Consider the following 19468-nt stretch of genomic DNA (forward strand, 5'->3'; position numbering starts at 1 on the left):
CCGTAATAATTTAAGAGTATGATTATGTCACAAGCTACTAATGCCACAAACAAAATGAAACTGAATACCATTCAAGAAGCTATCGAAGATATTCGGCAAGGAAAGGTGATTATTGTGGTAGATGATGAAGATCGTGAAAATGAAGGAGATTTCATTGCAGCGGCAGAAAAGGTAACCCCAGAGATGATCAATTTTATGGCAACTCATGGTCGTGGATTGATTTGTGCTCCACTTACAAAAGATCGTTGTGAGGAGTTAAATCTGGATATGATGGTTCAGAACAATACCGTTTTACATGAAACCCAATTTACGGTATCGGTCGATTTAATTGGACATGGCTGTACAACAGGGATTTCTGTACATGATAGAGCCAAGACTATAAATGCATTGATCCAGGAGGATACAAAACCTCACGACTTAGGAAGGCCTGGGCATATTTTTCCGCTTAAAGCGAAAAATGGAGGAGTATTGAGACGTACAGGGCATACTGAAGCAGCTGTGGATCTAGCAAGACTTGCAGGTTTTAAACCAGCAGGGATTTTGGTTGAAATTTTGAATGAAGATGGTACTATGGCACGTTTACCTCAACTGGTAGAAGTTGCAAAGAAATTTGATCTTAAATTAATATCGATTGAAGATCTGGTAGCCTATCGTATGCAGCATGATTCTCTGATCGAGAAAAAAGAAGACTTTGATATTACTACACGTTTTGGAAATTATAGACTTAGAGCTTATAAACAAACAACTAATGATCAAGTGCATATTGCCTTGACATTGGGTTCTTGGAAAGAAAACGAACCTGTACTTACCAGAATCAATTCTACCTTGTTTAATAATGATATCCTGGGAACGCTAACTAATAATGCGGATAAACGTCTGGATGCTATGTTTCAGCGTATTAATACCGAAGGTAAAGGAGCGATAATTTTTATTAATCAAGAAAGTCAATCCCTTAACCTTTTAGGACGTTTAAGTGCTTTAAAAGAAATTCAGAATGGAAAAGATGTAGTAAAAGCACCAAAAATTGCTATGGATAGCAAAGATTTTGGTATAGGAGCGCAAATTCTACATGATATTAATATTCATAAATTACGATTAGTCTCTAATACTGTTCAACAAAAACGTGTTGGAATGATTGGATATGGACTAGAAATCGTAGACTATGTAGGGTATTAAAAACCTGATGTTTTACAAGGCACTTTTTACGAGAATACTTTTTAAAGCTTCAACCATTTTTGAAGCTCTTTCTGTTACTTCTTCTTCAGTCCAGTTCAATTTGATTAAGCAAGAGATAGTGCGTCCCATCCAACGATCACTGGCATCAAATGATCGATTGTTTTTTTGTAGCCCTTGTTGTATTTCCTGAGAAAACTTATTGAGAGATTTTGGTTCTAAAAGATGTTCCCATTTTTTGTAGTAGTGCCAGTTATTATCAAACCAATAAAAACAAGCGTCTACACCATTTTTACCCAAAGCTTTATGTGCTTTTCTAGCAAGATCTTCTGTAGGTAAAAAAATATTTAAAAATGAATAATTTTCTACTCCTGTTTCTGGTACTCTTCTAAAAGAAACCTCAGGAACTGCTGCCAAAGCATTACGTAATGTAGTATAGTTTTTTTCTTGTACCTCTAATGTATGATCTAACTTTCTTAATTGTGCAATTCCTACTGCCGCATTTAGTTCAGACAATCTATAATTATACCCTAAAAACGGATGTGTTTCTGCACCGCGATCATTACCAACATGGTCATGGCCATGATCCTGGTATTTGTGCGCTCGATCTGCATAGGTTTCAGAATTAGTAATGATACCACCTCCTTCACCACAGGTAACCGTTTTTACATAATCAAAAGAAAAGCAGCCTAAATCGCCATAACTTCCTAATGGTTTTCCATCGTAAGTGGCTCCGATAGCCTGGCACGCATCTTCTAATAAAATAAGGTTATGTTTATCACTAATTGCCTTTAATGCTGCAAGATCTGCCATAGATCCACACATGTGAACAGGCATAATTGCTTTTGTTTTTGAAGTAATAGATGCTTCAACTGCTTTAGGATTCAAAGTAAGAGTATCATCTATATCACATAAAACAGGAATAGCCCCAACCGACAATATCGCCTCAAAACTAGCAACAAAAGTAAATGTTGGCATAATTACTTCATCACCAGATCCGATACCAGCACATGCTAAAGCAACAGTTAATGCTGCAGTCCCGCTAGAAACTACCTGAGCATATTTGGATTGCATTCTACTTGCCAGATCTTTTTCTAATTCTAAAGCTTTATGATGACCGTTTCTCATAGGGTCAAATCCATATCGCATTAAAACTCCATTATCTAAAACATCTTGAACTTCTTTTCGTTCTTCAGCACCAAATAATTCAAATCCAGGCATAGGTATCGTGTTAAATTAAAAACTCTGTTCAGCAAAAATACCGAAAAGAGTTTTGATTTTACTGCGGATATTTCAGATTTTTTTAATTATTTCTATACAGAATTAATTTCAGTTGTATAACCCAAATCTTAAATGGTAATAACTGTGTCTGTAATAGGCCGTCTTACTTTTTTAAATTCGGCAAACATATCATCTTCTGCTCGATACCCAATAGGAAGAACTAATACCGATTTTAGTCCTAAGTCTTTAAGGTTGAGGATTTCATCATATTTTTCAGGAATAAACCCTTCCATAGGGCAGGAGTCTATTTTTTCGATAGCACATACGGTAAGTAGATTTCCTAAAGCCAAATACGCTTGTTTTGCTGACCAGTTAAATATTTCTTCGGGTGATTTATAAGTAAAAGAATCAACAAGCTGCTCTTTAAAAGGTTTTAATATTTCTTCAGAAGTATTTCTGATTGCTTTTACATTGTCAAAATGTTTAGAAATATACTGTTCTCCAACAACATTTTCAATACAAAATACCAGCACATGAGATGCGTCTGCAACTTGCTGCTGATTCCAGGAATGTGGAGTCAGCTCTTTTTGTAAAGATTTATTTTTTATAACCACTAATTTTAGCGGTTGCAAACCGTATGAAGTGGCAGTAAGATTAAAAGCTTCAGTAAGTATATCTATTTTTTCCTGAGAAAGGATTTTCTTATTATCGAATTTTTTGGTAGCATAACGCCAATGTAAACTTTCTATAATATTCATTCGAAGTTTTTTTAAGTATATGACAAAGATAATACGATAAGATTTACCTTTGACGAGTATTATGATAAGAAAAAACTATATCACAAATGTATGAATGCTATAGAAGAATTGATTAACAAATCTGAAACAAGAATCTTTAAAGCTGTATTCCCTAATACGACCAATCATTACGAAACTTTATTTGGTGGTACAGCGTTACAGCTTATGGATGAGGTGTCTTTTATCTGTGCTACTCGTTTTAGTAGAAAAAAGGTGGTTACCATATCAACAGATAAAATCGATTTTGAGAAACCAATACCCGAGGGAACTATTATAGAACTCGTAGCAAGAATAGCAGAAGTAGGAAGAACCAGTTGTTTGGTAAAAGTTGATATCTACAAAGAAGATATGTATAGCAAGGATAGAGAACTTGCCGTTTCTGGGCACTTTAAGTTTGTTGCCATAGATAATAATAAAAATCCAATTCCAATAGTAGAAAATAATTAACTTCTTTATTTCATTTTTTGGATTAGACGATAGATACTAAGGTATCTGTTTTATTTGGGAACGTTGAATCTTTTTGCTTTTGTTTATAACAGGCTAAAATAGAAACGAGTTAAAGATCAATTCGTTTTATTCCTTAACTATGGACGGACTAATATAACATAGATTTTTCAGACAGTTTTTAATAATTAGAACTTTAGAATATAAGATCTAGATTTTAGGTACTTAAAAATACTAAGAACCAAAACAAAAGTATAGTTATGCTTTCTGGTTATTGTAACATAGCCGTATGTTTGATATCATCTTAACGATTTTGCTTCGAAGCAGTTCGTTTTTTTATTTGATTAGTCTTGAACTAGCTGCTTTATTTTAATTCTGAAGGCAGCAAAAAGTAGTGTCATAAATGGACTAAGCCAGTTAAAAATGGCAAAAAAGAAATAATCTACAACGGGTACACCAAGCACTCCACTTTGGTAAGCACCGCAAGTATTCCATGGAATTAAAACAGAAGTTACAGTTCCAGAATCTTCGAGAGTACGACTTAGATTTTCTGGAGCAAGTCCTTTATCTTTAAAAGCTTTGGCATACATTCTTCCTGGGACTACAATAGCCAAATACTGATCAGAAGCAGTAACGTTTAATGCAAGACAACTAACTACTGTACTTGCAAAAAGTCCAAATACAGAATCAAATAAATTTAATAAAGCTTTGCTAATTCTGGCCAGAGCTCCAATAGCGTCCATGACACCCCCAAAAACCATAGCACATACAATTAACCATATCGTGCCTAACATTCCAGACATACCTCCCGAAGAAAATAGATCGTTTAGTTTTGGGTTTGCGGTTTCTATTGCTGTATCTACAGTCATGGCATTCATTATAGTAAAGTAGGATGAAAGTATATAATTAGTTGGTTTAGCCTGAAGTATATATTCTCCAACTACTTCATTTTTACTACGTATGATTACTTTTTCTTTAAAAAGTTGGTTTACCTTTTTATTTGATGAAGGTAAATCGAGTACAACTTCATTTAAAAGAGTTATATCTTGTGTTTTAGGTTTTAAAACGTATTTCCCAGGAGATTGGTAATTATTATTAGATCTTACATCATAGTTAGTGTCCCATTCGATATACTCACTATATTCTGAAGGTATTTTGGTTACCGTATATCGTAATCCGTTTTGCCAAATTATTTCACTTTGTAAAATAAGACAAAAGACTCCACCAAGTAAGGTTCCTGTAAGTAACGCTATTAAAGGAGATGTTTTTTTAACAATTAAAAAAACTACAGTTATCGGAACCAAAAATAGCCAGGGACTAATATTAAACGATTTTTGTATATCCGTTAACATTTGAGCAGTATCAGCTACTCCTGAAGTCTCTTGTGTAAACCCTAAAATAATAAAAACGATTAGAGTTATAATGATTGTTGGTATGGTTGTATAGGCCATATATTTTATATGAGAAAATAATTCTCCACCAGCCATTGCTGGAGCCAGATTCGTAGTATCTGATAGTGGAGACATTTTGTCTCCAAAATAAGCACCTGATAATACAGCTCCTGCGGTCATACCTAGTGATATATCAAGAGCACTTCCGATACCTATTAATGCAATCCCAACTGTAGCAGAAGTAGTCCAGGAACTTCCTGTAGCAATAGAAATAACAGCACAAATAACAACACAAGCGGCTAGGAAAATGGTGGGATTAAGAATTTGCAAACCATAATAAATCATAGAAGGAATAATACCACTTACCAGCCATGTACCAGCTAGAGATCCTACCATTAATAATATAAGTAGAGCACCAGTAGTTGATTTTACATTTTTGGCAACTTCTTCCATCATCTGCTTGTATGATACCTTGTTGAAAAAACCAACTATGGCAGCTACAGCGGCACCCAAAAGTAAAATAAACTGATTACTACCACTTAGAGCATCATCTCCAAATACATAAACATTAAAAGCAAGCATGGCTACTAATGCCATAATCGGAATTACCGCTTCCCAAATGTTTAATTCTTTATTCTCAATAATTTCTTCGTTTTGAGGATCAGTAGGAGTGATGTTTTGACTTTCCATATATTAAATTCGAAATTTTATGGATGTAATGTTACGATATTAATAAAAGTTATGCAACGTCTACATTGAGTTTAATTGTTTTTGAACATAAATATGAACCAATCTGAAAGTACAAAATATTAGGGTAGAAGAAATAAATTTGCTTTCATCGATGTTATTTGTTTTTTATCGATATTTTGAATTTTGTTACACTAAGATTTTGAAGTAGAATTTATGATATGATGTACCTTTGAAGTGCGAAACAAGAAAAGTAAAGGAAAAATTGGAATTTTTGTTTGAATGTTTTGCGACTTTTTTTGTCCCAATAAAATAATTCATTAGAATTGTTTTATCCACTAAACCTAATAAGCCTCATACCCAGAGGCTTTTTTATTTTGTATTATATTACTCAAAATAGCACATGTTTTATCTACAGTAATATTAAGTCTCTTCTTCTGTTTTTGATCATTTATGGTATCAAGATTATAACTTTTGATGATATACTTATAAGTAAATTATAATAATATGTTAACGTAATTATGTTTTTAATCGATTATTTGTGTATTTTAACGATTATTTGTTATATTTGATATTGTAATTTTGTAAGATTTTTATGATAACTACATACTTTTGAAGTATACAAATGAAAAAAGCATAACGAAGTTAAAATATTGATTAGCCCATTGAACTAAAATTAGTCTTTTTTTGCCCCAAAAATTAATTTCGCCCCAAACCCTAATAAGCCTCATACCCCAGAGGCTTTTTTTATTTCCAAAATTATTTTTGTTCGTAAGTTTTATAGTTATGTTTGCATATAGAGTATTTGGCCATCAAATATTAATCGTTTTCTTTACTATAGAATTTTAATGGTGTAAGTTTCATTTTTTATACTGAAATTAGTCTAAAACTTATACGATGGAAACTAATATATATAAAGGTCTAGAGTTATTTATTTTTTTTATCATACTTCCCATAAGTTTTTTGTTAGATTCACATTTTCTTTTTAAAGTTATACCAACAGTCTTTGGGTTTGTCTATATTTTGATTCTTCTAAAAAGAAAAAGCCTTTTGAAGCTTAAGTTTCCTATCAAAGAATATTGGAAACCTTTTTGGAAAAAAACCATTATAAAATTAGGTGTTATTATGGTAGTGACTGGAGTATATGTTTTTTTAATGGCTCCAGATAAATTATTTTCTGTGCTTATAAAGAGACCTGGACTGTGGATTATTATTCTTTTTGTATATACATTTTTATCTGTATGGCCTCAAGAAATTATATACAGAACCTTTTTTTATGAACGTTATGAAGGGTTGATAGGGAATAAGTGGTTGTTTATTTTTATAAATGCAATTCTCTTTTCTCTGGCTCATCTTTTTTTAGGCAGTTTTTTAGTACAAGTACTAACTTTTGTTGGAGGTTTATTATTTGCGTATACATATCAAAAAACAAAATCAACTACCTTGGTTTCAATAGAACATGCTATTTATGGTAATTGGTTATTTACTGTTGGTATGGGAGAGATGCTGGCTTTTCCTGGTCCTGGGTAAATTATGAAAAATATCCAATCAATTTACGTACTGCTTTTCCTCGATGACCGATCTTGTTTTTTTCTGATAAAGGAAGTTCAGCAAATGTTTGGGTATATCCATCAGGTAAAAAAATAGGATCATATCCAAAACCTCCTTCCCCTTTTTTTTCTTGAGTAATATGACCAGAGCAAATCCCTGTAAATGTCTCTAATTTTTCGTTTAACGTTAGAGCGATTACAGTTTTAAACTGTGCTTTACGATTTTCTGTACCATCTAATTCTTTTAATACCTTATCCATATTGGCATTCGCATCTTTCATTTCACCTGCATATCTTGCGGAGTATACTCCGGGAGCTCCATTTAACTCGTCAATTTCAAGCCCTGTATCATCTGCAAAACAATCAAATCCATAGTGTTCTTTAATATAGTTTGCTTTTTGTTTCGCATTTCCTTCTATAGTAGCAGAAGTCTCAGGAATATCTTCGGTACATCCTATATCCGCGAGGCTTACTATTTGGATATTTGATGGCATTAAAGCCTGAACTTCTTTTACCTTATTACGATTATTGGTGGCAAATACAATCTTCATTTGTGCGAATAGTGTATGATTTGTTGTTTCTATTTATTAGAGAATTGAGTGTAGCTATTATGCTTTTGCATCAAAATCTAATATCCATTTTCCTTGAACTTTGAGTACTTGTTCAATAACATCTCTCACAGATCCTTTTCCTCCTTTTTTATAAGATACGTATTTAGAGATTTCTTTTACTTCTGCAACCGCATCTTGAGGACATGTAGGTAATCCTACCATTTTCATAACTGGTAGGTCTGGAATATCGTCCCCCATATATAATACATTCTTTATATTGATATTTTTATTACCTAAGTATTCATTTAATTGTTCTACTTTTTGATGTGCCCCAAGATATATATCAGTGATACCTAATCCTTTTAATCGTTGGCGAACACCTTCATTTGTTCCGCCAGAAATAATGCAGACGTTAAAACCTTGTTGTACAGCAGTTTTTAAAGCGTATCCGTCCTTAATGTTCATTGTTCTTAGCAATTGACCATCTGTGTTTATAATTACTGTTCCATCAGTAAGTACTCCATCTACATCAAAAATAAAGGTGGTAATGTGTTGCAGGTATTCTTTATAACTTTTTTCCATATTTAGATTGTATTCCTCGGGTAAGGGTTTTATATATTTCTTTTTGTGTATTATTTGTTAAAATTTTTAAATGCCTTTTTATGGTTTTGATATCGTTACGTATCGCTGGTCCGGTTTGTGCCAGATCGGGATTCATTTCAGTGATTTTTTGAGCAGTTTCTTGAATCAAAGGGTGTAATATTTCAAAAGGAACATCATACTCATTACAAATATCATTTCCGGTTGAAAATAAATAATTGGCGAAATTATTTACAAATACAGCAGAAACATGAAGTACGTTACGTTGCTCTGAAGAAATATGATATACTTTTTCTGAAAGCATAGAGGAGAGCTTTTGTAGTGTATTCATACTTACCGCATTTTCAGCTTCTAAGCAAAAAGGGACAGATGTAAAATCTACAGCCTTATCTTCGCTGAAAGTCTGCAACGGGTAAAAAACTCCTCTTTGATTATCACTATTTAAAATATGCATAGGAACACTCCCAGAGGTATGAACGATGAATTTATTCTTAAAGGGTAGTAGGTTAGAAACTTCTTCAATGGCATCGTCGCTTACTGCCAAAATATACACATCTGCTTCTTTTAATGAGTTAATGTTTTGGGTAATAGTGATTTCTTTTTGATTAGGATGTAATCGTAGTCCTTTGCGATTATAGCATTGTACAACTTCAACTGATTTGTGATCATAAAATGCAGTATACAAATGTTTGGCTACATTTCCGGCACCAAGAATTATAACTCTAATCATTTGGCAAAAATAAGGAAGTTCCCTTAAAAACTAGAACAATCTACTTTTTTCATTTTCATTTTCATTTAGGTTATATACTAGAACATTATTTTTGAGTTGTAGTAGGATTTATAGTGCTTTAGTGTAGATACAATTTCACGAAAATTTAAAAAGTAATTTTAATAATACTTATACTTCTGTTAAAACCTTGAAATCAAAAGGTCATCATGCTACATTATCTTGCTAAAAATAGTAAATTTGCCCAGCAAAAAAAGAAAGGTTACTATGCAAGATAAGTTAGCGAGTATTTTGTTCTCTACACGATTAATGGCGGTTTTATTTATTGTCTTTGCGTTTTCTATGGGATTAGGAACGTTTTTGGAAGATGCCTATGGCACTACTGCAGCAAGAATTTGGATATATAATACATGGTGGTTTGAAGCCATAATGGTATTTTTTGTTATTAATTTTTGTGGAAATATCATGCGCTATAGATTGTATAAGAAAGAGAAGTGGCCAACATTATTACTCCATTTGTCTTTTATTTTAATTATTATAGGAGCTTTTGTTACCCGTTATATAAGTTATGAAGGAGTTATGCCAATTCGAGAAGGTGAGACTACTTCTACTTTTCTTTCAGAAAAAACATATTTATCCATTTTTTTAGATGGTGAAATTGAAGGAGAACCTCGTCGACGTATAATTTCTGAAGCTTTAGAGTTAGCAGAAGCGACTAATAATGACTTCACAATTAACACTGATTATAATAAGCAACCTGTTACTATAACATATCAAGATTATATTCAGGGAGCAGAAATGGGGTTAGTTGAAACAAAAGATGGTGAGAATTATCTTAAAATAGTAGAAGCAGGAGACGGAGGTCGTCATGACCATTTTCTTAAAGAAGGAGAAGTTACGAATATCCATAATATATTAGTTAGTTTTAATAAACCTACCAAAGGAGCGATAAACATTACATATGAAAACGATGATTATTTTATAGAGTCCCCCTTTGATGGTTCCTTTTTAAGAATGGCAGATCAGATGCAAGGGCTTGTTTTTAAAGATAGCCTTCAGCCATTAATGCTTAGATCTCTATATCAAACTGCAGGTATGCAATTCGTGATACCGGATCCGGTAATTACAGGTGAATATGGAGTAGTTCCTATAGAAGTTAAAGGTAAAGGGCAAGAAGATGCGTTGGTTTTAAATGTTTCCACCAATGGAGAAACTAAAGAAGTTAAACTACTTGGGGGGAAAGGATATAATAATGACATGAGCAAAATCTCATTAGGAGGTTTGGACATGTATTTTAGTTATGGTTCTAAACAAATGGAACTGCCTTTTGCATTAAAATTGAATGATTTTATAGCCGAAAAATTCCCTGGTACAGAGAATGTTTATAAATCTTTTAAAAGTAAAGTTGATATTGTTGAGGATAATTCTTCCCGCCCATATGATATTTATATGAATCATGTACTAGATCATAAAGGGTACCGGTTTTTTCAAGCTTCTTTTGATCAGGATGAAAAAGGAACAGTGTTATCTGTAAATCATGATCGTTTGGGTACATGGATAACCTATATAGGGTATATGCTGTTATATTTAGGTTTAATGTTGATTCTGTTTATCAAAGGATCACGATTTAAAGATTTGGAACACATGCTGAGTAAGTTGAAGAAAAAAAAGAAAACACTTACTGTATTTTTAGCATTAATTATATCTACTTTTTCCTTTGCACAGGACCAGTCTCAATCAGATCATGCAAATCATTTACCATCGTTGCCTAGCAAAGCACAATTAGATTCTGTTGTTTTGGCTAATGTTGTTCCAGCAGTTCATGCGGCTAAATTTGGTAGTATTGTGATTCAGGATGAAAGAGGAAGAATGAAACCTGTAAATACTTTTTCTTCAGAATTACTTCGTAAGCTTAGTAAAAAAGATACCTATAAAGGTTTGAATGCAGATCAGGTATTTGTATCGATGGTAGAAAACCCATTTATCTGGTACAGTATGCCAATTATAGAAATTCAAAGAGGAAATGATAGCATACGTAAAATATTAGGAGTTCCAAAAACCGAAAGAAGAGTATCTCTAATAGATCTTGTAGAACCAGACGGATCTTATAAATTAACTCCTTATTTAGAAAAAGCAAGTAGCACAAATACGCCTAGTAGTTTTGAGAAAGACTTTCTGAAAACTCATGAAAAATTTTATCTGTTAAATCAAGCTTTAGGAGGTGGGATATTAAGAGTTTTTCCGGTTCCGGGAGATGAAGGTAACAAATGGGTTTCTGTTCCCGAATTAAATGAATTTAAATTTAGTGGGATGGATTCTGTATATACCCGACAGATTATTCCGATTTATCGTCAATCATTACGAGAAGCAAGAAAAACAGGGGATTATAGTAAACCAGATCAGTACATAGAGAGTATTAAAAGTTTTCAGAAAAAATTTGGAAGCGAAGTATTACCAACAGATAAAAAAATCAAAGCAGAAATTGTATTGAATAAGTATGATATTTTTAGAACATTATATCGATACTATGGACTAATAGGTTTACTGTTGATGATCTTTGTGGTTGTTAGAATATTTAAAGATTCTAAAATTGTTAAGGCATTAATCAATAGTGCTATTGGTATAGTTATATTTCTTTTTATTCTACATACTGCAGGATTGATTATACGTTGGTATGTTTCTGGGCATGCGCCATGGAGTGATGCATACGAATCTATGATTTATGTGGGATGGACAACCCTGGCAATAGGACTTGCTTTTGGTAAAAGAAGTAATCTAACTATTGCAGCTACAACATTTGTTGCTGCGATCATCTTGTTTTTTGCACATGAAAACTGGACAGATCCTGCAATTGCTAATCTGCAACCTGTATTAGATTCATATTGGGTATTGATTCATGTATCTATTATTGTAGGAAGTTATGGGCCATTCTTTGTAGGGGCAATCTTAGGAATCCTGTCACTGTTATTAATGATATTGACAACAGAGTCTAATAAGAAACGAATGGATCTTAATATTAAAGAGATAACTATTATTAATGAGATGGCTCTTACTATTGGGTTGGTGATGCTTACTATAGGTAATTTCCTGGGCGGAATGTGGGCCAATGAGAGTTGGGGGCGTTACTGGGGTTGGGATCCAAAAGAAACATGGGCTTTAATAAGTATTATGCTATATGCCTTTGTGATACATATGCGATTAATTCCTGGTTTACGAGGAAGATGGTGGTTTAACCTGGCTTCTGTTATTGCTGTATATAGTATTCTAATGACATATTTTGGAGTTAATTTTTACCTTAAAGGACTACATTCATATGCTAGTGGCGATAAAGTAATTACTCCCAATGCAGTCTATTATTCTATTGCTTTTCTTGCGGTTTTTGGAGCTGTTTCTTACTGGAGAAATAAGGTGCATTATAGTAAAACTAAAAAAGTAATTTCTACAGAAAAATAATTATACCTTTTGTTAGTAAGGTTTCCAAAATTCATAACTACGATATTTAGATAATCTTCTTGTGATTATCAATAATAACTCCTAAGAAGAATTGCTGGGTAAGATTACCGTACAGCATAGTTTTTATATTTTATTTAAGGCAATAATAAAAAAAAGTAAAAAAAAAATCCTCAGTCCCGAAAAATGAAACTAAGGACTCGTATTCTTGTACTGTGAAAAATAATGTAGAGAGAGAGTAAACATATTTAAATTAGATTTTTAATTAATATAAAATATTGATAAAATAGTAATTTGAGTGGTTTGGTGAGGTGCTCTACAAGGTATAGGAAATGTATAGAGAGTTAACTTTTTAACAATATAAAAATGAATATATTTGCCACTTCATTTTTTATAAATGTATTGAATGTTATATCTATATGTTTACTCTATTGATTTAATTTTAAGTGATTATTAATGAGGTTTTTATGCTCGATTTTGATTTAATTTTTTAGCTTTTCTAGTAGTTGTTTATAGACTTTTTAAGTTTGGAGTGGTACACAATAAATAACGATTTAAGAACTAAATATGATAACTGTACAGTGTGAAAATTTTAATAGCCATAGTGGTTGGAAAGTATTTTAAAGGAATGCAAAAAATTATATATATAAGTATCGTATTCATTTGCCTAATGAGTTGTAAAACTTCACAGGAACTGTTTAATAAGAAAAATATTAGCACTACAGAGTATAAAGAAAGTTTTCATATTACAGATAATGAACCAAAGCCAAAATTAGGAGTGAAGTATTATTGGTTTAAATCTAAGAAAATACAGGCAACACAAAGTGATTATGCAGGAGAATTATTGGATGGTATATATACCAAGTATTATTACTCTAATGAATTAGCAGAGAAAGGCATTTTTAATAAAGGAAAAAAGATTGGTATCTGGAAATCGTGGTATAAAAATGGTCAATTAGCAACGACAGAAAATTGGAGCAGTGGAGTACTAAATGGCAAATGTGTATTCTATGATAGTATTGGTAATGTTATATCAAAGGGTAGATATACTAGTGGTAAACGATCAGGGAAATGGATTTTTGTGCAAAAAGGAGATACTATAAACTATAGTAAAAAAATACGTAAAGAAAAAGATACGCTGCGTCCTGGTTTCTTTGGTAGACTATTTAAAAAGAAAGCTAAAGATTCATTAGCTCCACAGCAGAAAAAACCAAGTTTCTTTAAAAAGCTTTTTTCTAAAAAAGATAAAAATAAAGCAACTTCCAAAAAGACGAAAAATAATAAAACAAAGGTAAAAAGGAATACTAAAAAGGGAGTTAAAAAAGCAAAACAAAACAAGACACCTAACGATAAACCAAATTTCTTTCAACGATTATTTGGTAAAAAAGAAAAGGATAATACGTGATAAAAGCCGGTTCTATAGCATATGCGATACTAATTTGTATTGTAGTAGGGATATTTTGTTATTCGCTGTTATTGATGAGTGGGTATTCGAAAATACATCAGGGAATGCTTGATGCCCATGCTGAACTATTGTCTAACAATGAATCAGCACAAGAATATTTTCTTGCAAAAATAGAGGATATCGAGGAGAAGATGATTACTCTAGATGTTTTTGATAATGGCATGGTTTCATCTGGTAGTATAAAACCATGGGGTTTTTATAAAGTATTATTGACTACTTCTGTTTTTAAGAAAGATACTATAAAAAGAGCTGCATTGATAGGGCAATGGCAAAAAGAAGATGCGTTGGCACTATATCTTTCGGATGCTTCAAAACCTTTGTTTATGGTAGAGAAAGCTAAAATAACGGGTAATGTGTTTTTGCCAAAATCAGGTATAAAATCAGGATATATAACTTCTAATGCATATCGAGACACAAAATTTTTGTTAGGCACAAAGCGTAACTCAAAAACAAATTTACCAAAGATTGATCATATTGATTTTGCATATGATGTTAATACGATACGCCAGATTGAGTTAAATGAAATAGAAGATGATGTTCTCTTATATAATAGTTTTAGTAAGCAGACACTGATTATAGAAAGTGATAAGATAATCTTGAATAATAAAAGGCTTTCAGGAAATATTGTTATAAAATCCAAAGATTCAATCTATATCAAGAAGAATAATGTATTAGAAGATATTATCATTGATGCTCCAAAGGTAGCTTTTGAATCTGGTTTTATTGGTAATGTTCAGGTATTAGCAGAAAAAGTAGTTGGACTTGAAGAAAATGTAGTTTTAAAATATCCATCTGGTATTTTGATGAATACGGGGAATGTAGATAAAAGAGAGGTTATTATTGGAGAAAAAAGTAAGATACTAGGAGGAGTGGTGATAAATGATATAAACAGAGGATTAGATAAAATAATTACTGTAGAAGAAGATGCCGAAGTAATTGGTGATATCTACTGTAGTGGTAAATTACAGCTTAAAGGAAATGTAATAGGTACCGTATATACAAATAATTTTTACCTAAAAACAGAAGCCTCTGCTTATGATAATTATATTTTAAACGGAACAATTGATAGGAAAAGTCTTCCTGATGAGTTTGTAAGGATACCGCTCTTTAAAAATAAAAGTGAATACTATAAACCCTATGCAATTATTAAACAATTATAATGTTAAAGCAGGGTCTGTTATCGAATCGGTAATTGCCATGACCATTATTGCGATTTGTTTGTCTATGGCACTTATAATTTATAGTAGAGTATTAGGTTCTGATCAAAGTATTGCTCATTACCAAGCTCGACAAAAAGTAAAAGAATTGTTTTGGGAAACGAAAACCGAAAAGGAATTTATAGATGAAAATTATAATTTCGAATCTTTTACCGTAATAAAGAAAGTTGAAGAATTAGAAAATAACACAGGATATAAAGTTGTATTTATTATAAAAGTACAGTCAAAAAAGGAAACATATCAATACATTGTTAGAAACTAAAAAATATATACGATTACAAGCATTTACGATGCTAGAACTTGTTATTGGCATGGTAATATCATCATTGGTAATTACAATGGTGTATGTTATTTATGATAATTTATCAAGACAAGTAGTAGTATATGCAGATCAGCAAGATGATTTGATGGCATATAACCATTTTCAAAACCTTTTCTCAAAAGATGTTCAACTTAGTAAGTCTATAAATATAGATGATGATAAACATATTGTATTAGAGGTATCTAATAAAGAGGTTCACTATTTTTTCAAAACAGAAAGAATAATCAGAAAAGCAGAAGCTGTAGATACTTTTAATATAAAAATTCTGGAAGTTAAACTTAACCAAAACGAAAAAATTGAGGAAAAATATCAACTCATAAAACTTAAGATTGAGATACTAGGAGCAAGTTTTGATTTTTTTGAATCAAAAGAAATTTCTCTTGCATCGAGAATGAATAATTATTTGCTGGATGAGTATTAATATTTCAACATATAAAACAAAAAATGTCACTAAGACAAAGAAGAAAAACGATAGTTTTTTCTCTAAAGAAGTGAGTTTTGGTAATCGTTTTTCTGATAAAGATAAAATGGATTTCTATAAAGAACTTTCTGTTTTGTTAAACTCTGGAGTAGATTTTAGAAAGGCACTAGAAATATTAAAAGATCAGCAAAAAAAAGAGAAACATAAAGATCTGATACAAGCGATAACAAAAGAAGTAGTACAAGGTAAAGCTTTATTTGAGGCGTTACGAGATTCTGGGAAATTCTCTCCGTATGAATACTTCAGTGTTAAAATTGGAGAAGAAACCAGAAAATTAGACGAAGTATTATTAGAGTTATATCAATACTTTGATAGAAAAGTAAAAATGAAAAGACAACTGTTATCTGTTTTTACATATCCTTCGTTTGTATTGCTGTTAACTTTTGGGGTACTTTATTTTATGATGAAGTATGTCGTGCCTATGTTCGCTACTGTATTTAAACAGTTTGGAAAAGATTTACCAGATTTAACTAAAAAGATTATTTACGTTTCAGAGCATTTTTCGGCCATAAGTATAGTTTTTGGTATTGTATTAGTCTCGATAATTGCTTTTCATTTTTACTTTAAAAACCATACTTTTTACAGAAAAGCAATATCTAATGTAATTATACGAATTCCGTTTTTTGGTAAACTGGTAAGAAAAATATACATCACTCGTTTTTGTCAATCTCTAAGCTTATTATTATCTGCAAAAACCCCATTGGTAACTTCTTTGGATTTAGTGCAGCGTATGATATCTTTTTATCCATTAGAATCAAGTTTAGATGTGATCAAAAAAGAGGTGACAAAAGGAACTCTTTTTTCAAAAGCATTAGCCAACCATTCTATATATGATTTTAAATTGGTTTCACTTGTTAGTGTAGCCGAACAAGTAAATAAATTAGATGATATGTTTGAACGATTGGCTAAGCAATATGATGAAGAAGTACAACATCAGACCAAGATGATCGGTGTTATTATGGAACCATTAATAATTGTAATCATTGGTTTGGTTGTGGGTACAGTTTTAATTGCAATGTATTCACCTATGTTTGATCTAAGTAAAATTATTCAACCTTCTTAAAAAAGGAAAATGAAAATAAAAAAGAACACCGGTAAAAAGGCGTATGTAAAGGCATATTCGATGTCAGAATTAGTAATTGTATTGTGTATTATTGGGATTTTAATACTATTGGTATTGCCAAACCAAACTTCTGTAGTATCACAAGCAAAAGCTATTGAAGCCCAAAGTATGCTAAACCATTTGTATGGATTAGAGAAAAGCTATTTTTATAGAAATTCTAAATATACAGCCGATTTTGAAGCTTTAGGTTTTGAACCAGCATTATCTATTAATGAAGGAGGACAGGCTGTGTATAGAATAGAAATAACAGAGGCATCTACTAATTCTTTTAGAGCCAGAGCAGTTTCTCTATCTGATTTTGACGGTGATGGAAGTTTTAATACCTGGGAGATTGATCACAATAAGTTATTAAAAGAAACGGTAAAGGACTAATGATATACGTATTAATATCTATTTTATTCATCTCTTTTGGGATAATGTTATATCAGGATGTCAAATATAGACATATACACATTGGGTTGCCTATTTTGGTGCTAGTTGTGAGTATATATATGAATAAAGATATAATAGTTCTTTTTGATAGCCTGAAATCATTACTATTTATTGGAATCAATTTTATTTCTATTGTAGCATATTTTTCTATTAAAAAATCAAAATTTCAAAACCCATTTAAACAACATGTGGGTATAGGCGACTTGGTGTTTTTAATTGCTGTAATCCCTCTTTTTTCATTTAGAAATTACATGTTGTTCTTTATTTCAGGGATGATATTGTCTTTAGTATTATATATGATATTTCAGAATAAAAGCAAACAAAAAACAATACCACTAGCGGGATACTTGTCACTTTATATCATTATAGTGATGATTCCTAATCTATTTTTTTCAACTAATGTTTTTTACGATTTTATCATTTGAGCGCTGATACCAACATACAAATATCTGTAGAACTAAAACAGCTTATTAATGCTGATTTAGCACATCATTATAGTATCATTCCTAAGCACAATACCGAGGATGTGATGGAGCTTTATATTGATGAAGAAAAAGTGAATTCTCAGATTAAGGAAGAGTTAGAATTGTATTTGGGAAAACCATTGAAGTTTGATGAGATTTCATCAGAGCGATTAAATAAAGCACTGTTTGTTTATTATAGGAAGAATAACAGAGATCAGGAAGTAACACAAAGTATCTCTACTGTAGAAAGTAGTTTTTTAGACAATTTGATTTTTGAAGCCAAATCTATTGGTAGTAGTGATATTCATTTTGAAGTATACGAAGAAGAAGCAAGGGCAAGATTACGTATCGATGGTGTTTTAGTTGAAAAGTATAAAATTCCTAAAGAGAGCTATTTAGAATTAGTAAATAAGATCAAAATAGAATCTAATCTTGATATTACAGAAAAGAGATTACCGCAAGACGGAAGGATAGATTATAAAGATTTTGATATTAGAGTTTCTATATTACCCACATTACATGGTGAAAAAGTGGTGATGCGTCTTTTAGGGAAAGATGCTTCTAATATTAGATTAGAAGATCTAGGATTGGAGTCAGATGAAAAAGACAAATATCTTGAAGCTGTAAAAAAGAATAACGGTATCGTATTGATTAGTGGGCCTACCGGGTCAGGTAAAACAACAACACTATATGCTACGCTAAAACTTCTTAATGATGTAAAAAGAAATATTGTAACCGTAGAAGATCCAATAGAGTATACTTTACAAGGAATTAATCAGGTACAATTAAAAGAAGACATCGGACTTACTTTTTCTTCGGCATTACGATCATTTTTACGACAAGATCCAGATATAATTATGCTTGGAGAAATCAGGGATGCCGAGACAGCTAAAATGGCTATAAGGGCTTCGTTAACAGGGCATTTGGTGTTGTCGACAATACATACTAATTCTGCATTAGGAACAATATCCAGACTAGTTGATATGGGAGTTCCTGCATTTTATATCGCAGAGACCTTAAACCTATCTGTTGCCCAGCGATTAGTTAGAAAACTCTGTCCGCATTGTAAAAAAGAAACCTCTTTTAATAAAGAAGAACTACCTAGAAATTACAAACTTCCTAGGGAGATATCAACATATCATATGCCAGTAGGATGTACAGAATGTTATTATACGGGATATAAAGGCAGAAGAGCAATATATGAAATTGTATCGATCACAGATGATGTCGTTAATGCCATTAAAAATAATAGTCACAATCTAGAACAGAATATAAGTTATAAATACCAAAGCCTCGCGGATAAAGCTTTTAATTTATTAGAAGAAGGGGAAACTTCTCTCGAAGAAATTTATTCGCTGCTAATCAAAGCTTAA

The 19468-nt window shown here is 31.8% G+C and carries 18 protein-coding genes; 12 read left to right on the forward strand and 6 right to left on the reverse strand.

The window, feature by feature from the left end:
* Positions 1-24 precede the first annotated feature (24 nt).
* Complete coding sequence (ribB, locus tag ATE84_RS12850; protein WP_101448339.1) at positions 25-1176, forward strand: 3,4-dihydroxy-2-butanone-4-phosphate synthase; 1152 nt, start codon at positions 25-27, stop codon at positions 1174-1176.
* A 12-nt stretch (positions 1177-1188) separates the two neighbouring features.
* Here the strand turns inward: ribB and ATE84_RS12855 are convergent, their stop codons facing one another.
* Positions 1189-2394, reverse strand: a complete 1206-nt coding sequence (locus tag ATE84_RS12855) for a DegT/DnrJ/EryC1/StrS aminotransferase family protein (protein WP_101448340.1) — start codon at positions 2392-2394, stop codon at positions 1189-1191.
* Positions 2395-2522: 128 nt separating this feature from the next.
* Positions 2523-3152 (reverse strand): NAD(P)H-dependent oxidoreductase, encoded by a 630-nt coding sequence (locus ATE84_RS12860; RefSeq protein WP_101448341.1) that lies wholly within the window; start codon positions 3150-3152, stop codon positions 2523-2525.
* 90 nt (positions 3153-3242) lie between these two features.
* Between ATE84_RS12860 and ATE84_RS12865 the strand changes: the two genes are divergently transcribed.
* The gene (locus ATE84_RS12865; protein ID WP_101448342.1) at positions 3243-3638 is read left to right on the forward strand and encodes an acyl-CoA thioesterase; all 396 of its coding nucleotides are present in this window, start codon (positions 3243-3245) and stop codon (positions 3636-3638) included.
* A 341-nt stretch (positions 3639-3979) separates the two neighbouring features.
* On the opposite strand, the gene ATE84_RS12870 is transcribed toward ATE84_RS12865, so the two are convergent.
* Positions 3980-5716: a Na+/H+ antiporter NhaC family protein gene (locus ATE84_RS12870; RefSeq protein ID WP_101448343.1), complete on the reverse strand. Its 1737-nt coding sequence runs from the start codon at positions 5714-5716 to the stop codon at positions 3980-3982.
* Between the two features lie 1047 nt (positions 5717-6763).
* Between ATE84_RS12870 and ATE84_RS12875 the strand changes: the two genes are divergently transcribed.
* Entirely contained in the window at positions 6764-7243 is a 480-nt protein-coding gene (locus tag ATE84_RS12875) for a CPBP family intramembrane glutamic endopeptidase (protein WP_233195799.1), read from the forward strand.
* A gap of 1 nt (position 7244) precedes the next feature.
* Here the strand turns inward: ATE84_RS12875 and ATE84_RS12880 are convergent, their stop codons facing one another.
* Genes ATE84_RS12880 through ATE84_RS12890 form a run of 3 tightly spaced genes read right to left on the reverse strand, consistent with a single transcriptional unit; the run spans position 7245 to position 9144 of the window.
* Positions 7245-7814, reverse strand: coding sequence for a non-canonical purine NTP diphosphatase (locus ATE84_RS12880; RefSeq protein ID WP_101448345.1), 570 nt, complete (start codon positions 7812-7814; stop codon positions 7245-7247).
* Between the two features lie 57 nt (positions 7815-7871).
* The gene (locus ATE84_RS12885) at positions 7872-8396 is read right to left on the reverse strand and encodes an HAD family hydrolase (protein WP_101448346.1); all 525 of its coding nucleotides are present in this window, start codon (positions 8394-8396) and stop codon (positions 7872-7874) included.
* A complete protein-coding gene (locus ATE84_RS12890; protein ID WP_101448347.1) occupies positions 8380-9144 on the reverse strand; it encodes a Rossmann-like and DUF2520 domain-containing protein in 765 nt (254 codons plus the stop codon). The genes ATE84_RS12885 and ATE84_RS12890 overlap by 17 nt, the downstream gene beginning before the upstream one ends.
* 264 nt (positions 9145-9408) lie before the next feature.
* Between ATE84_RS12890 and ccsA the strand changes: the two genes are divergently transcribed.
* The 9 genes from ccsA to ATE84_RS12935 all read left to right on the forward strand — a co-directional run bounded on the left by ccsA (position 9409) and on the right by ATE84_RS12935 (position 19468).
* The gene (gene ccsA, locus ATE84_RS12895) at positions 9409-12594 is read left to right on the forward strand and encodes a cytochrome c biogenesis protein (protein WP_101448348.1); all 3186 of its coding nucleotides are present in this window, start codon (positions 9409-9411) and stop codon (positions 12592-12594) included.
* A gap of 580 nt (positions 12595-13174) precedes the next feature.
* A complete protein-coding gene (locus ATE84_RS12900) occupies positions 13175-13996 on the forward strand; it encodes a toxin-antitoxin system YwqK family antitoxin (RefSeq protein ID WP_143273622.1) in 822 nt (273 codons plus the stop codon).
* Entirely contained in the window at positions 13993-15216 is a 1224-nt protein-coding gene (locus ATE84_RS12905) for a polymer-forming cytoskeletal protein (protein ID WP_101448350.1), read from the forward strand. Before ATE84_RS12900 ends, ATE84_RS12905 begins: the two co-directional genes overlap by 4 nt.
* The gene (locus tag ATE84_RS12910) at positions 15194-15535 is read left to right on the forward strand and encodes a hypothetical protein (RefSeq protein ID WP_101448351.1); all 342 of its coding nucleotides are present in this window, start codon (positions 15194-15196) and stop codon (positions 15533-15535) included. The genes ATE84_RS12905 and ATE84_RS12910 overlap by 23 nt, the downstream gene beginning before the upstream one ends.
* Positions 15522-16016 carry a type II secretion system protein J gene (locus ATE84_RS12915; RefSeq protein WP_101448352.1) on the forward strand — a complete coding sequence of 165 codons (495 nt, stop codon included), beginning with the start codon at positions 15522-15524 and terminating at the stop codon, positions 16014-16016. Before ATE84_RS12910 ends, ATE84_RS12915 begins: the two co-directional genes overlap by 14 nt.
* On the forward strand, positions 16006-17139 hold the full coding sequence (locus ATE84_RS12920; RefSeq protein WP_101448353.1) for a type II secretion system F family protein: 1134 nt from the start codon (positions 16006-16008) through the stop codon (positions 17137-17139). Before ATE84_RS12915 ends, ATE84_RS12920 begins: the two co-directional genes overlap by 11 nt.
* A gap of 9 nt (positions 17140-17148) precedes the next feature.
* Positions 17149-17571: a prepilin-type cleavage/methylation domain-containing protein gene (locus ATE84_RS12925; protein ID WP_101448354.1), complete on the forward strand. Its 423-nt coding sequence runs from the start codon at positions 17149-17151 to the stop codon at positions 17569-17571.
* Between the two features lie 119 nt (positions 17572-17690).
* Entirely contained in the window at positions 17691-18056 is a 366-nt protein-coding gene (locus ATE84_RS12930) for a hypothetical protein (protein WP_143273623.1), read from the forward strand.
* Positions 18053-19468: a GspE/PulE family protein gene (locus ATE84_RS12935; protein ID WP_101448356.1), complete on the forward strand. Its 1416-nt coding sequence runs from the start codon at positions 18053-18055 to the stop codon at positions 19466-19468. The genes ATE84_RS12930 and ATE84_RS12935 overlap by 4 nt, the downstream gene beginning before the upstream one ends.

It is taken from the genome of Aquimarina sp. MAR_2010_214 (genome assembly GCF_002846555.1).
In the GTDB taxonomy this organism is placed as follows: domain Bacteria; phylum Bacteroidota; class Bacteroidia; order Flavobacteriales; family Flavobacteriaceae; genus Aquimarina.